Genomic DNA, 13,699 nt, shown 5'->3' on the forward strand with positions numbered 1-13,699 from the left:
TTTTTTACCCCTGACGATTGGCGACCAGATTATCCACAACCGAGGGATCGGCAAGTGTACTAATGTCCCCCAGCGCCTGGGGCGAGACCTCCCCTTCCGCGATCTTGCGCAGGATGCGGCGCATGATCTTGCCGGAACGCGTCTTGGGCAGGCCCGGCGCGAATTGGATCACATCGGGCGTGGCGATCGGCCCGATCTCGCTGCGGACCCAGGCGACCAGCGCCTTGCGCAGTTCGTCGGTCGCTTCCTCGCCGCTGTTGAGCGTCACATAGGCGTAGATGCCCTGACCCTTGATATCGTGCGGGAAGCCGACCACCGCCGCCTCGGCCACCGCCTCATGCAGCACCAGCGCGCTTTCGACCTCGGCCGTGCCCATGCGGTGGCCCGACACGTTGATCACGTCATCGACGCGCCCGGTGATCCAATAATAGCCGTCCGCGTCCCGCCGCGCCCCGTCCCCGGTCGTATATTTGCCGGGGAAGGTGGTGAAATAGGTCTGGAAGAAACGCTCATGATCGCCCCAGACGGTGCGCATCTGCCCCGGCCAGCTCTGCGCGATGACGAGATTGCCTTCGGTCGCCCCTTCCAGCACATGGCCCTCGGCATCGACGATCTGCGGCACCACGCCGGGCATGGGGAAGGTCGCGGAACCGGGCTTCAGATCGGTCGCGCCGGGCATCGGCGCGATCATCGCGGCGCCGGTTTCGGTCTGCCACCAGGTGTCGATAATCGGGCAGCGATCCTCGCCCACGACATGATGATACCAGCGCCAGGCTTCGGGATTGATCGGCTCGCCCACCGTGCCCAGCAGGCGCAGCGACTTGCGGCTCGTGCGGGTCACGAAATCATCCCCCTCCTTCATCAGCGCGCGCAGCGTCGTGGGGGCGGTGAAGATGGTCTGCACCTGATGCCGGTCGACCACTTCCCAGATGCGGCTGGGCGTCGGATAGTTCGGCACACCCTCATACATCAGCGTCGTCGCACCGTTCGCCAGCGGGCCATAGACGATATAGCTATGCCCCGTGACCCAGCCGATATCCGCCGCGCACCAGTAGATGTCGCCGGGCCGGTAATCGAAGCACAGCTCATGCGTCAGGCTGGCCCAGAGCAGATAGCCGCCGGTCGTGTGCAGCACGCCCTTGGGCTTGCCCGTCGAACCCGAAGTGTAGAGGATGAACAGCGGATCTTCCGCCTGCATCGGCTCGACGGGGCAGTCGGCGGAAACCTTGGCCGCTTCCTCATGCAGCCACAGGTCGCGGCCTTCCTCCATGGCGATGGCGCCGCCGGTGGCCTTGACGACGATCACCGTGCGGACGCTGGTGCATAGCTTCAACGCCGCGTCGACATTGGCCTTGAGCGGCACTTGTCTGCCTGCGCGACGGCCTTCGTCGGCGGTGATCACCAGCGTCGAATCGCAATCGGTGATCCGCCCCGCCAGCGCCTCGGGCGAGAAACCGCCAAAGACCACCGAGTGGATCGCCCCGATCCGCGCGCAGGCGAGCAGGGCGAAGGCAGCCTCCGGGATCATCGGCATATAGACGGTGATCCGGTCGCCCTTCTTCGCGCCCGCGCCCTTCAGCACATTGGCGAAGCGGCAGACCTCCTCATGCACCTCAGCATAGGTGAAGCGGCGCGGTTCTTCCTCCGGCGCATCCGGTTCCCAGATGATCGCGGTCTGATCTCCCCTTGCCGTCAGATGCCGGTCGATGCAGTTGGCGCTGACGTTCAGCACGCCGTCGGCAAACCATTTCACCCCGAAATCGGCCTCGTGGAAGCTGCTCTCATCGGCTTTCGTGGGAAAATTCTCCCAATCGAGCCGCCTGGCCTGTTCCAGCCAATAGGCGTCGGCATCCCCGATCGACCGCGCATAATCCGCCGCGCGCCCATCCCGGTCGAGAAGCGCGGAGGCCGCCCATTCTGCTGGGACCGGGAAAAAATCGTCAGACATGCGGCATCCTTTCCTTTGCGAAATCCTCGCTTATGGCCCCTCCTAGAGCCAAGGCGCGATGGCCGGAAGACAGGATCGTTCTCCTTCCGCCACAGTTTCCACCATTATCGGCCGGGAATTAAGCAGGATCATGCCATTTGCCGCTTTTCGCATGGGCTTGCTGGGCCTAACAGGAAGGGAATATGTGGCAACTTTTCCAATTTCCGCTCTGTCCATTCTCGCGCAAGGTTCGTCTGCTGCTCGGTGAAAAGGGCGTGGGCTACGATCTCGTGCGCGAATCGCCCTGGGAGGGGCGCGACGAATTTCTCGACCTCAACCCCGCCGGCACGACGCCGGTGATGGTGGACGAGGAAAAGGGCATCACCCTGATCGACAGCCAGGCGATCTGCGAATATTTCGAGGAAACGGTCGAAAAATTCCCGCTCATCTCCGGCACGGCGGCGGGGCGGGCCGAAGTGCGTCGGCTGACCGCCTTTTTCGACCAGAATTTCTACGGCGATGTCGTCGGCCCATTGCTGCACGAGCGGATGAAGAAGCGGCTGATCGAGCGCGCCCCGCCTGACGCCCGCGTGCTGCGCGAGGCGATGAAGCGGGCCAATGTCCATATGGATTATATGGACTATCTGCTCGATCACCGAAGCTGGATGGCGGGTCCGACGCTCAGTCTGGCCGACATCGCCGCCGCTGCGCATCTGTCCGTGGCCGATTATCTGGGCGGCATCGACTGGGCCGGGCATGAGACGGTGAAGCGCTGGTATGCGGGCTTCAAGTCGCGCCCGTCCTTCCGCCCGCTGCTTTCCGAGCGGATGGAGGTGATCACCCCGCCGCCGCATTATGAAAAGCCGGATTTCTGAAGCGATAATTCCCCTCCCGCAGGCGGGAGGGGAGGTGTAATCCCTAATCCAACTCGGCCGCCAGATATACCCGGTTGCGCCCATGTTCCTTGGCCAGATACAGCGCCCGGTCCGCCGCCTTCAACGCGGCGCGGGGGTCTTCAAAGGCCAGCACATTGGCGACGCCGGCGGAAAAGCTGACCCGCTCCATCCGTTCGCCATTGGCCCGGTTGACGAGGCTGCGGGTGGACAGATCCTGCCGCACGCTGTCGACCGCCTCGCAGGCTTCGGCTGCCGTCTTGCCGCGGAACAGCATGACGAATTCCTCCCCGCCATGGCGCGCGACATGGCATTGATCGTTGCTCGCCTTGGACAGCAGGCCCGCCACGAATTTCAGCACCCGGTCGCCGGTATCATGGCCATGGGCATCGTTGATCAGCTTGAAATGGTCGATGTCGCAAAAGGCCACCGCGAGCGGCTCCCCCTGATTCTGCGCCAGTTTCAGTTCGTCGCGCAGCACCGCTTCAAAGGCGCGGCGATTGGGCAGGCCGGTCAGATGGTCATGCTCGGCCGCGCGGCGCGCGCTTTCCAGATTGGATTTCAGGAGCTGCGTCTGCTTCTGGTTGTTGCGTAGCTGGCTTTCGACCTGCCGGGTCTTTTCGACCATCGATCGGGTCAGCGCCACCAGGCGCGCCAGCACCGGCTGATTATCGGCACCGGCGGACAGGCCTTTCACCTCTTCCTGCAGCGCGGCGCCATAATCCTTGGCCGAATTGCGCGATTCGGTCATCAGGCCAGTGAATTGCGACAGATTTTCCTCGACCTTGTCGAGCATCGAGGCAAGCGCTTCGGGCGTCACCTCATCATTGCGCTGTTCGGCGGCGACATTTTCGACCCAGCCGTTGGTGATCTTGCCGCGTTCGGCCAGCACGGCCTTCACGGCCTTTTCCACGCCGATATGCGATCCGGTCAGATAGTCATGGGCCACGCCGAAATTGAGCGGCGTCAGGTCCAGGTCATGGGCGAAAAGGAAGTCGCCAATATCCTCGTACAGCTTGCGCCGCCGGGTGATTTCCCGGTTGGCCGCGCTGCCCGCCCGGGCGCGCTGCGCCTCTTCCGGCTCGTCCATGTCCTCGTCAGCGGCCTTGCCCGAAAAGCCGCGGGCCCAGCGGGCCAGCCGATCGGTCAGACCATGTTGCGCGTTTGCGGAAGATGATGCCCCAGTCATGTCCGCTATAACGACGGGGGATAAACAAGGTTAAGGACACGCCAAGCGAAAATCGGCAAGGCGTTGATCGACATCGATTATATATCCGCGCCGATCAGCCAGTCGCGGAAGATCCGCACGGCCCGGGTCTGCAACGCGCGGGGGCGGCAGACGAAATAATAGCGATAGGGGCTCTCGACCCGGTTCTCCGGAAACAGCCTTGCCAGCCGGGGATCCTGCGCTTCATTATAATGGCTGGCATGCATCACCGCGACGCCCAGCCCCTGGGCGGCGGCCTCCAGCATCAACTGGCCGGAATCATAATTGTCGATCGCCAGCGGCTGCAGGTCGGGCAGGTTGACCGCCTCCTTCCACGCCTCGAACGCCAGCGCCATGTCGCGGTGCAGCAACACCGTATGATTGGCCAGCTCTTGCGGGGATGTCAGCGCGTTCGGCGCCTCCAGCATGGCCTTGCGTCCGATCAGATAGACCTCGTCATGGTCCAGCTCATGGGCATAGAGCGCCGGGTCGATGTCCTTCGCCAGCACGATCGCGGCGTCCAGCCCTTCGCCCAGCCGGGCGACGGCATAGGGGGTGGTTTCGATATCGATATGGAGCTGCGGATGGCGTTGCCGCAGCGCGCCCAGATGCGGGAACAGCCGCTGCGTCGCAAACAGCGGCATGACCGCGAGCCTGAGGCGTAACTGGTTGCCGCCGCTCTGGATATTCTCCAGCGCCTGGCTCAATGAATCCAGCGTCGGAGCTATGTCGTCCAGCAATCTTTGCCCGTCGGCGTTGATTTCCAGCGCCTGATGCTTGCGGTCGAACAGGGGGCGGCCGATGAACCGCTCCAGCGCCTGAACCCGGCGGCTCAGCGCCGGAGTCGAGAGCGCAAGCTCTTCCGCTGCCGCCTTGACCGAACCAAGGCGGGCGACCTGAACAAAGGCCTCCAGGGCCGTAAGAGGCGGCAATCTACGCATAAACCGTCATGTTCATTCGGCCGATCCGCTGCGACGCGTCATTGCTTCTTCTCAAACGGCGCGCAAACCGGCTCTCAAGCATCCTCAATCCAAAGACTGGGCCACTGAGCAGGAAAAAAGGGCGGTTGGCAAGATGCAAAAAATGCAACTCCTCGATTCTTTTCGCACTTGCGAAAATACATCCCGCACTGCACATAGGAAAGGCCTTTCAGGCATCCTCTCCTATAAACTTTACGGGCTGGCCTTCGGGCCGGCCCTTTTTTTATTCCTTCCGGGGTTCCTTATGGCCCCTTTTCCTCGGCCGCGACGTTCCCTATCTCGTTACGCAGCGACAAGAACGGGGAAGCCGACGTGGCCGAAGAAGAAACCGCAGGACGCAGGATACAGGTGGCCAACGCCCGGCCGGAAGATGCGGGGCGCGGCCTTGCGCGCCTGCCGGTGGCGGTGATGGCGGAACTCCATCTGGCCGAAGGCGATGTGATCGAGATCGCGGGCAAGCGCTCAACCCCCGCGCGGGTGGTGCGGCCCTATAAGGAGGATGAGGGGCTTGACGTCCTGCGCCTCGACGGGCTTCAGCGCGCGAATGCCGGGGTCGGATCGGGCGACTTCGTCCTGATCAGCAAGGTCGAACCACGCCCTGCCCAGCGCGTCGTCTTCGCGCCTGCACAAAATAATTTGCGGTTGCAGGGCAATCCCGAAGCATTGAAGCGGGTTTTCTTCCAACGGCCGCTCGCCTCCGGCGATATCGTCGCCACGGCGGGACAGCAACAGGTTCCGCCCGGCGACATGCCGCCCCAATTGCGCCAGATGCTGGCCGCGCCCGCCTACGCCCTGCAGGAAATCCGGCTGGTGGTGGTGTCGACCGTGCCCAAGGGCTTCGTGATGCTCGACGCCGACACCGAAGTCGAACTGCGCGCCGAATATGAGGAGCCGCGCGAATCCCGCCGCGCCGACGTCACCTATGACGATGTCGGCGGCATGGCGGAGGCGATCGACCAGTTGCGCGAGATGGTGGAGCTGCCGCTGCGCTATCCCGAACTGTTCGAGCGGCTGGGCGTCGATCCGCCCAAGGGCGTGCTGCTCCACGGCCCGCCGGGAACCGGCAAGACCCGGTTGGCCCGGGCCGTCGCCAATGAATCGGAAGCGGAATTCTTCCTGATCAACGGCCCGGAGATCATGGGTTCGGCCTATGGCGAGTCGGAAAAGCAGCTCCGCGAGATATTCGAGGCCGCCGCCAAGGCTGTGCCGTCGATCCTCTTCATCGACGAGATCGATTCGATCGCGCCCAAGCGGGGCAATGTGACCGGCGAGACGGAAAAGCGTCTCGTCGCGCAATTGCTGACGCTGATGGACGGGCTGGAGCCGCGCACCAACCTCGTCGTCATCGCCGCGACCAACCGGCCCGAGGCGATTGACGAGGCGCTGCGCCGTCCCGGCCGGTTCGACCGCGAAATCATCGTAGGCGTTCCGGACGAGCGCGGGCGGCGGGAAATATTGGGCATCCACACCCGCGGCATGCCGTTGGGCGACAAGGTCGACCTCAGCGAACTCGCCCGCATGACCTATGGCTTTGTCGGCGCGGACCTTGCCGCGCTGACCCGCGAGGCGGCGATCGAGACGGTCCGCCGTTTCATGCCGCGCCTCAATCTGGAGGAAGGGACGATCCCGCCCGATGTGCTGGAGGAACTCTCCGTCACGCGGGAGGATTTCATGGCGGCGATCAAGCGCGTCCAGCCCTCCGCCATGCGCGAGGTGATGGTGCAGGCGCCGAACATCGGCTGGGCCGATATCGGCGGGCTGGACGATGCGCAGATGCGCCTCAAGGAAGGGGTGGAACTGCCGCTCAAGGATCCCGACGCCTTCCGCCGGATCGGTATCCGCCCGGCCAAGGGTTTCCTGCTCTATGGCCCGCCCGGCACCGGCAAGACGCTGCTGGCGAAGGCGGTGGCGCGGGAAGCGCAGGCCAATTTCATCGCGACCAAATCGTCCGACCTGCTGAGCAAATGGTATGGGGAGAGCGAACAGCAGATCGCCCGCCTCTTCGCCCGCGCAAGGCAGGTGGCGCCGACGGTCATCTTCATCGACGAACTGGACAGCCTGGTCCCCGCGCGGGGCGGCGGCCTGGGCGAACCACAAGTGACGGAGCGGGTGGTGAACACCATCCTGGCCGAGATGGACGGGCTGGAGGAGCTGCAATCGGTGGTCGTCATCGGCGCGACCAACCGGCCGACGCTGATCGATCCGGCGCTGCTGCGGCCAGGGCGGTTCGATGAACTGATCTATGTCCCCGTGCCGGATCGGGCCGGGCGCAGGCGCATCCTGTCCATTCATACCGGCAAGATGCCGCTGGCGCAGGATGTTGATCTTGATGTGCTGGCCGAGCGCACCGAACGCTTCACCGGCGCCGATCTGGAGGATCTGGTTCGCCGGGCGGGGCTGGTCGCGCTGCGCCAGTCGCTCTCGGTGGACAAGGTGACGCAGGCCCATTTCGAAGCGGCGCTGGAGGACACCCGTGCCTCCGTCACGCCCGAAATGGAGCGTGAATATGAGCAGATCCAGGCCACGCTCAAGCAAAGCGTGATGCAGGTCGATCCCATCGGCTTTGTCGCGCCCGGCATGTTGCGCCCCCGCAACCGGGACTGACTCGATCATCGGGCGGGGGAGGGGAAATCCCTTTACCCGCCCATGCTTTTACCCCTTCCGCCGTGAAGGCGCTTGCATGCCGGTGCGATTTTTGCGAGTCGGTCAGGTCAAGGCAGACAGGCGAGAATGAATGGCCTCCATTTCTTTGAAGAAGAAAAATCGGGTCTTTCCCGGAAAGCAATCCTCCACCTTCCTGGGTCAATGGAGCATGTTCCTCCGGCAGTTCATCAAGCATCCAGGCATGATCGGGTCGGTCATTCCCTCTTCCCAGATGCTGGTCGACAGCATGCTGGAGGGCGTGGACTGGCAGCGGACCCGGCTGTTCGTGGAATTCGGGCCGGGCGTCGGCACGTTCACGCGCCCCATTCTCGACAGGCTGCATCCGGACGCGACCCTGCTCGCGATCGACCTCAATCTCGATTTCGTCGCTTATCTGGAGGCGGAGATCGATGATCCCCGGCTGCGCATCGTCCATGGTTCCGCCGCCGATGTCCGCCGCTTCATCAAGGAAGCGGGCTATGCCCAGGCGGATTACGTGCTGTCCGGCATCCCTTTCTCGACCTTGCCAGAAGGCGTGGGCGAGGCGATCTGCGCCGAAACCCGGTCGGTGTTGAAGGCTGGGGGGGCTTTCATGGTCTATCAATATTCCGGCTATGTGCGCCGCCTGCTCTCCCCCCTGTTCGAAGAGATTCGGGAACGGGTCGAATGGCGCAATATCCCGCCCTGCCGGATGTTCACCGCCATGGAGCAGGAGATTCTGGCCCAGGCGGCCTGATCGATCCGCTTTAATATTGAATTTGCGGCATTTTGAGCGAATTTTTCGGCTTGGCTAGGTCTATACCCTGTTTTGGGTATGCGCTGGCCTGACCTGATCGCTAGGCGTGCGAAATAGGCAGTTCCTTCTGCCTGCTGGCAGCCGGGCCATTTTGCGACCCATGGTCCGGCTGTCGGCTTTGGCCCTGCCGCATCCGCAACGGTGGTTTCGCTTTGGCCCGCTTTCATGATAAGGCCCGGCGCGAAACACGGCGAGATATTTCATGAACGACCTTACCCAGACCCCCGAAATGCTGATCGCGACCATGGGCGCGCGCGCGCGCGCTGCGGCAGCGGTCCTTTCCGCCGCGAGCGATGCGCAGAAGATCGACGCATTGCGCCGCGCCGCGCAGGCGCTGCGGGATCAGGCGCCGCAGATCATCGCCGCCAATGCCCGCGACATGGAAAATGCCGCCGCCAACGGCCTTTCGCCCGCCATGCTCGACCGGCTCCGGCTGGACGAGGATCGCGTTCTCGCGACGGCGGCGGGCGTCGATCAGGTGGCGACGCTCGTCAATCCGCTGGGCAGCGTGATTGATAAGCAGGTTCGCCCCAATGGCATGGAGTTGAGCCGCGTCCGCGTGCCGCTGGGCGTGATCGGCATCATCTATGAAAGCCGCCCCAACGTGACCGCCGATGCCGCCGCGCTCTGCCTGCGCGCCGGCAATGCCGTGATCCTGCGCGGCGGCAGCGAGGCGAAGGAAAGCAACCGCGCCATCCACGCCGCCATGGCCGAAGGGATCGCCGCTGCCGGTCTGCCCGCCGACGCGGTGCAACTGGTCCCCACCACGGACCGCGCTGCCGTGGGTGCGCTGCTCAAGGCCGCCGAGTTCATCGACCTGATCGTCCCGCGTGGCGGCAAGAGCCTGGTCGCCCGCGTGCAGGAAGAGGCGCGCGTGCCCGTGCTCGCGCATCTCGACGGCATCAACCACAGCTATGTCGACGGTGCCGCCGATCCGGACATGGCTCAAAAACTGGTGGTGAACGCCAAGATGCGCCGCACCGGCATTTGCGGCGCGACCGAGACAGTGCTGATCGACAAGGCCTATCCTCAGGCGCCCGCCATCGTGAAGGCGCTGCTCGACGCCAAATGCGAAGTGCGCGGCGATGAAGCTGTGCAGGCGATGGACAGCCGCGTGATCGCCGCGTCTGGTGAGGATTGGGATACGGAATATCTCGACGCCATCGTCTCGGTCCGGATCGTGGAAGGGCTGGACGAGGCACTCGCCCATATCGCCGCCCATGCCAGCCACCACACCGACGCGATCATCACCGAGGACACGACCAAAGCCGAGCGCTTCCTGAACGCCGTCGACAGCGCGATCGTGATGTGGAACGCCTCCACCCAGTTTGCGGACGGCGGCGAGTTCGGGCTGGGCGCGGAGATCGGCATTTCGACCGGGCGCCTCCACGCAAGAGGCCCGGTCGCGCTGGAAGGTCTGACGACCTATAAATGGCTGGTGCGCGGAACAGGCCAGACCCGGCCGTAAATCCGCCAATCTCTTCCCCGTTCGCCCTGAGCTTGTCGAAGGGCAAGGCTGAGCGAAGTCGAAGCCTTCGCTGCGCTCCGCCCGAACGGGGAGGGGTGCTCTACCCCTTCACCGCTTCATCGATCGCCTTCAGCTTCTCCAGCAACGGTCCGACCCACTCGACCGGCAGCATCACCGGCCCGTCCGAAGGCGCGTTGTCCGGATCGTCATGCGCTTCGGCAAAGACCGCAGCGATGCCTGCCGCCACAGCGCTCCGCGCCAGCACCGGCGCAAATTCGCGCTGCCCGCCCGAGGCTGAACCCAGCCCACCCGGCTGCTGCACCGAATGGGTAGCGTCGAACACCACCGGATAGCCGGTCTGCGCCATCACCGGCAGCGACCGCATGTCGCTAACCAGCGTGTTGTAGCCGAAACTCGCCCCGCGCTCGGTCAGCAGGATACGCTCATTGCCGGTCGAGGCGACCTTCTGCGCCACCGCCGCCATGTCCCAGGGCGCGAGGAATTGCCCCTTCTTCACATTGACGACCGCGCCGGTCTTTCCCGCCGCCAGCAACAGGTCAGTCTGGCGGCACAGAAAGGCGGGGATTTGCAAGATATCCACAGCCTGAGCCGCCGCCTCGACCTGCCCCGCCTCATGCACATCGGTCAGCACCGGACAGCCGAAGCTGGCCCTCACCTCCGCCAGAATTGCCAGCCCCGCATCGATCCCGATGCCTCGCTGTCCTGACACAGAGGTCCGGTTCGCCTTGTCGAACGACGATTTGAACACGAACGGCACGCCCGCTTTCGCGGCGATGCCCGATAGTCTTTCCGCCATCATCATCGCATGATCGCGGCTCTCGATCTGACAGGGGCCGGAAATCAGGACGAAGGGCAGGTCGTTGCCGACCATCACCGGCCCAATGGAAACATGCTTTGTCATGCCGCTCACTTCGGCGCTTTGGCGAAGCGGCGCAAGAGCTGCCCCCGCCACAGCCCCTTGCCGGGGTGATAATTCCAGCAAAACCAGCCGAAGACCAGACAGGCGAGCAACGACGGCAGCGCCATCGGATCGCCTTCCCCCTTCATGTGCCGGTAGAAGGCGAAGTCCGCCCGCCACCGGTCCCGCTCGCTGCCGCCACCATTGATGCCATAGGCATTGTCATGGCGCCGACAGCCGATGTTTCGGTTGTATTTGCGGTGGTCTATGAAATAGCAGTAGTCGCGTTCGGGTGTCGTCATGGCCCGATGTGGAACAGGGGCCATGGAAAAGTTCAAGCGTAAACTCTTCTACCTTGGCGGTTTCGATCCGCGCGGGGTGCGTTTCTATCACCAGATGTATCGCGAGCAGGCGGAAAACTATGCGCGCCTGTCGGGCGAGCGGGTGGAGGTCAGCGCCCGCCGCTCCGGCCCGGCCTCGTCCGCGATCTGGACTGTCACCAACCACAGCGCCGGGGTCGAGACCGACTATGAATTCCTCCGCTGGGAGGATTTGGTCGGCAAGGTCTGGATTCGCAATCCGCTGCTGCTGGCATGGCGCTCCATCGCCACCTACAGCGCCCATGCCCGGCACATGCAGTTCCTGCGGATGCGCAAGCTGCGTCCGGGCCCCGTCATCACCATCCTCTACCCGCCGATGCTGGCCGTGCTGATCCCGCTCGCCCTCGCGCTGCTTCCCGCCTTGCTGCTGACGCTGCTGCTGCCCTTCTGGGCCGCCGCGCTCATCGGCATCGGCATCAGCGTGGCTCTGTCGGGCCGCCTGCTCAACAAGCTGATCGTGCCCTGGCTGCTGCGCTTCATGTATTATAACCATTCGGTCGCCGCCGACGGCCCCGGCGCGGAGATGGACGAGCGCCTCGACCAGTTCGCCACCCGCATTGTCGAGGAAATGGACGGCTCCCATGACGAGGTGATCTTTGCCTCCCACAGCAACGGCACCATCTATGCGATGAGCGTCCTGCGCCGCATCCTCGAACTGCGCGGGGACAGGCCGCTGCCCGACAATTTCACCGTCCTGACGCTGGGGCAGGTCGTCCCCGTCGTCGCGCTCCGCAAGGACGCAAGCTGGTATCATGCCGATCTGAAAGCGCTGGACGACAAGCCTTTCCGCCTGGTCGACTTCTCCGCCCCGCCGGACGGCGCGGCCTATTATGACGTCCACCCGATCCACCTTGTCTCGGACCGATGCGCCGCCCGCGTGGACCTGCTCTCGCCGCGCTTCCACCTCTTCTACGATCCGGAAAATTACCACAGCGGCTGGTCGAACAAATATGAGGCGCATTTCGACTATCTGCGCGTGGGCGACCGCCTCTCGCCGGTCGATTATGTCAGCCTCACCGCCGGCCGCCGCACCATCGACGAAGCGATAGCGCAGTTCAGGACGATCAAGTGACGCAGCCCTTCACGCCGCCTTATCCAGAGCCGCCCCGCACCAAGCGCGGCCTGATGAAGCGCTTCCTGCGCGGCTGGCATAGCTGGATTCATGTGCTGTTCGAAAAGAGCTACACGATGAAGCTGGGTGAAATCCGCATGCCCGGCCAGACCATGTATATCGCCAATGAACTGCCGCTGGTGGACCAGATATTGCGCGGCGGCACGGCCTATCCCAAGCATCGCGAGCTGGTGCGCAACCTCTCGCCGCTGATCGGCAATTCGGTCTTCTCCGCCAATGGCGAGGATTGGGAAAGCCAGCGCGCCATGGTGAACCCGGCCTTCGCCCATACCGCGCTCAATCGCTCGATGCCGCTGATGGTCGCGGCGGCGGATGATCTGCTCGCCCGCCTGGACGCGGCGGACCGCAGCAAGCCGGTCGATATCGACCCGATGATGACCCATGTCGCGGCCGACATCATCTTCCGCACGCTCTTTTCCGAAGCGCTGGACGAGCGCCGCTCCAACATCATCCACACCGCCTTCGGCAAGTTCCAGCGCCTCGCCCACAGCGCCTCGATGCTGCGCCTCTACGGCTTCCCTGCGCGCTGGTTCGAGAAGCGGTCGCTGACCCCGGCAAAGGCGATCCACGATGTCTTCCGCCCCATCGTCGAAGCGCGCTACGCGGGCTTCCACCAGCGTGGCGAGGCTCCCCACAAGGACATCCTTCAGTCGCTGATCGAGGCGAAGCATCCGGAAAGCGGCGAACCCTTCACGCTGCAACAGGTGATGGATCAGGTCTCGACCGTCTTCCTCGCCGGCCATGAGACCTCGGCCAGCACCATGACCTGGGCGCTCTACATGCTGGCGGAATGCGCCCATATTCAGACCGCCGCCCGCGCCGAAGTGGCGGAAATCGGGGGAGGTGCCCCGCTCGCTGCGCCGATGCTCAAGGATATGGGCGCGATCCGTAACATCTTCCGCGAAACGCTGCGCCTCTATCCCCCGGTCGCCTTCTTCCCCCGCGAAGTCACCTGCCCGATGCCGATGCGCGACAAGCAGTTGGAGGAAGGCGCGATGCTGGTCGTCGCCCCCTGGCTCACGCAGCGCAACAAGGATAATTGGGCCTGCCCCCACAGCTTCGACCCCGCCCGCTTCGAAGACCCCGCCAATGCGGAGATGGTGAAGCAGGCCTGGTTCCCCTTCGGCCGCGGCCCCCGCGTCTGCGTCGGCGCCGGTTTCGCCCAGCAGGAGGTGATGACGGTGATCGCCAGCGTGGTGCGCCGCTATCGCTTGTCGGTGCCGCAAGGGTTCAAGCCGGAGCCGATCAGCCGCCTGACGATCCGGCCGAGGACGGGCATGCAGCTGATGTTCGAGTTAGTGTCCTGAATGGGGGCAGAGCGGGCCTCACGATTGTTCATAACCGCAATTAGCCA

The 13,699-nt window shown here is 64.1% G+C and carries 11 protein-coding genes; 6 read left to right on the forward strand and 5 right to left on the reverse strand.

Features of this window, described 5'->3' with window-relative positions; all coding sequences use genetic code 11:
* Positions 1-4: 4 nt before the first annotated feature.
* Complete coding sequence (gene acs, locus VVT58_RS13955) at positions 5-1,948, reverse strand: acetate--CoA ligase (RefSeq protein WP_327752501.1); 1,944 nt, start codon at positions 1,946-1,948, stop codon at positions 5-7.
* Positions 1,949-2,130: 182 nt separating this feature from the next.
* Here acs and VVT58_RS13960 point away from each other — a divergent pair, with 182 nt between their 5' ends.
* Positions 2,131-2,802: a glutathione S-transferase family protein gene (locus VVT58_RS13960; RefSeq protein ID WP_066560711.1), complete on the forward strand. Its 672-nt coding sequence runs from the start codon at positions 2,131-2,133 to the stop codon at positions 2,800-2,802.
* Between the two features lie 43 nt (positions 2,803-2,845).
* On the opposite strand, the gene VVT58_RS13965 is transcribed toward VVT58_RS13960, so the two are convergent.
* Complete coding sequence (locus VVT58_RS13965) at positions 2,846-4,009, reverse strand: diguanylate cyclase (protein WP_087575948.1); 1,164 nt, start codon at positions 4,007-4,009, stop codon at positions 2,846-2,848.
* A gap of 77 nt (positions 4,010-4,086) precedes the next feature.
* Positions 4,087-4,968 carry a LysR substrate-binding domain-containing protein gene (locus VVT58_RS13970; protein ID WP_066560703.1) on the reverse strand — a complete coding sequence of 294 codons (882 nt, stop codon included), beginning with the start codon at positions 4,966-4,968 and terminating at the stop codon, positions 4,087-4,089.
* Between the two features lie 351 nt (positions 4,969-5,319).
* On the opposite strand from VVT58_RS13970, the gene VVT58_RS13975 reads away from it, so the two are divergent.
* The 3 genes from VVT58_RS13975 to VVT58_RS13985 all read left to right on the forward strand — a co-directional run bounded on the left by VVT58_RS13975 (position 5,320) and on the right by VVT58_RS13985 (position 9,914).
* Positions 5,320-7,611 (forward strand): CDC48 family AAA ATPase, encoded by a 2,292-nt coding sequence (locus VVT58_RS13975; RefSeq protein WP_082748727.1) that lies wholly within the window; start codon positions 5,320-5,322, stop codon positions 7,609-7,611.
* 130 nt (positions 7,612-7,741) lie between these two features.
* Positions 7,742-8,386: a class I SAM-dependent methyltransferase gene (locus tag VVT58_RS13980; RefSeq protein ID WP_066560700.1), complete on the forward strand. Its 645-nt coding sequence runs from the start codon at positions 7,742-7,744 to the stop codon at positions 8,384-8,386.
* A gap of 262 nt (positions 8,387-8,648) precedes the next feature.
* Positions 8,649-9,914, forward strand: coding sequence for a glutamate-5-semialdehyde dehydrogenase (locus tag VVT58_RS13985; RefSeq protein WP_327752500.1), 1,266 nt, complete (start codon positions 8,649-8,651; stop codon positions 9,912-9,914).
* Between the two features lie 100 nt (positions 9,915-10,014).
* On the opposite strand, the gene kdsA is transcribed toward VVT58_RS13985, so the two are convergent.
* Positions 10,015-10,836 (reverse strand): 3-deoxy-8-phosphooctulonate synthase, encoded by an 822-nt coding sequence (gene kdsA, locus VVT58_RS13990; RefSeq protein ID WP_327752499.1) that lies wholly within the window; start codon positions 10,834-10,836, stop codon positions 10,015-10,017.
* Between the two features lie 5 nt (positions 10,837-10,841).
* Entirely contained in the window at positions 10,842-11,135 is a 294-nt protein-coding gene (locus VVT58_RS13995) for a hypothetical protein (protein WP_066560688.1), read from the reverse strand.
* A 22-nt stretch (positions 11,136-11,157) separates the two neighbouring features.
* Here VVT58_RS13995 and VVT58_RS14000 point away from each other — a divergent pair, with 22 nt between their 5' ends.
* Positions 11,158-12,285, forward strand: a complete 1,128-nt coding sequence (locus VVT58_RS14000) for a hypothetical protein (RefSeq protein ID WP_327752498.1) — start codon at positions 11,158-11,160, stop codon at positions 12,283-12,285.
* Positions 12,282-13,652 (forward strand): cytochrome P450, encoded by a 1,371-nt coding sequence (locus VVT58_RS14005; RefSeq protein WP_327752497.1) that lies wholly within the window; start codon positions 12,282-12,284, stop codon positions 13,650-13,652. The genes VVT58_RS14000 and VVT58_RS14005 overlap by 4 nt, the downstream gene beginning before the upstream one ends.
* Positions 13,653-13,699: the final 47 nt, after the last annotated feature.

Origin of the sequence: Sphingobium sp. SJ10-10, from assembly GCF_036038995.2 — a bacterium.
Taxonomy (GTDB): Bacteria; Pseudomonadota; Alphaproteobacteria; order Sphingomonadales; family Sphingomonadaceae; genus Sphingobium.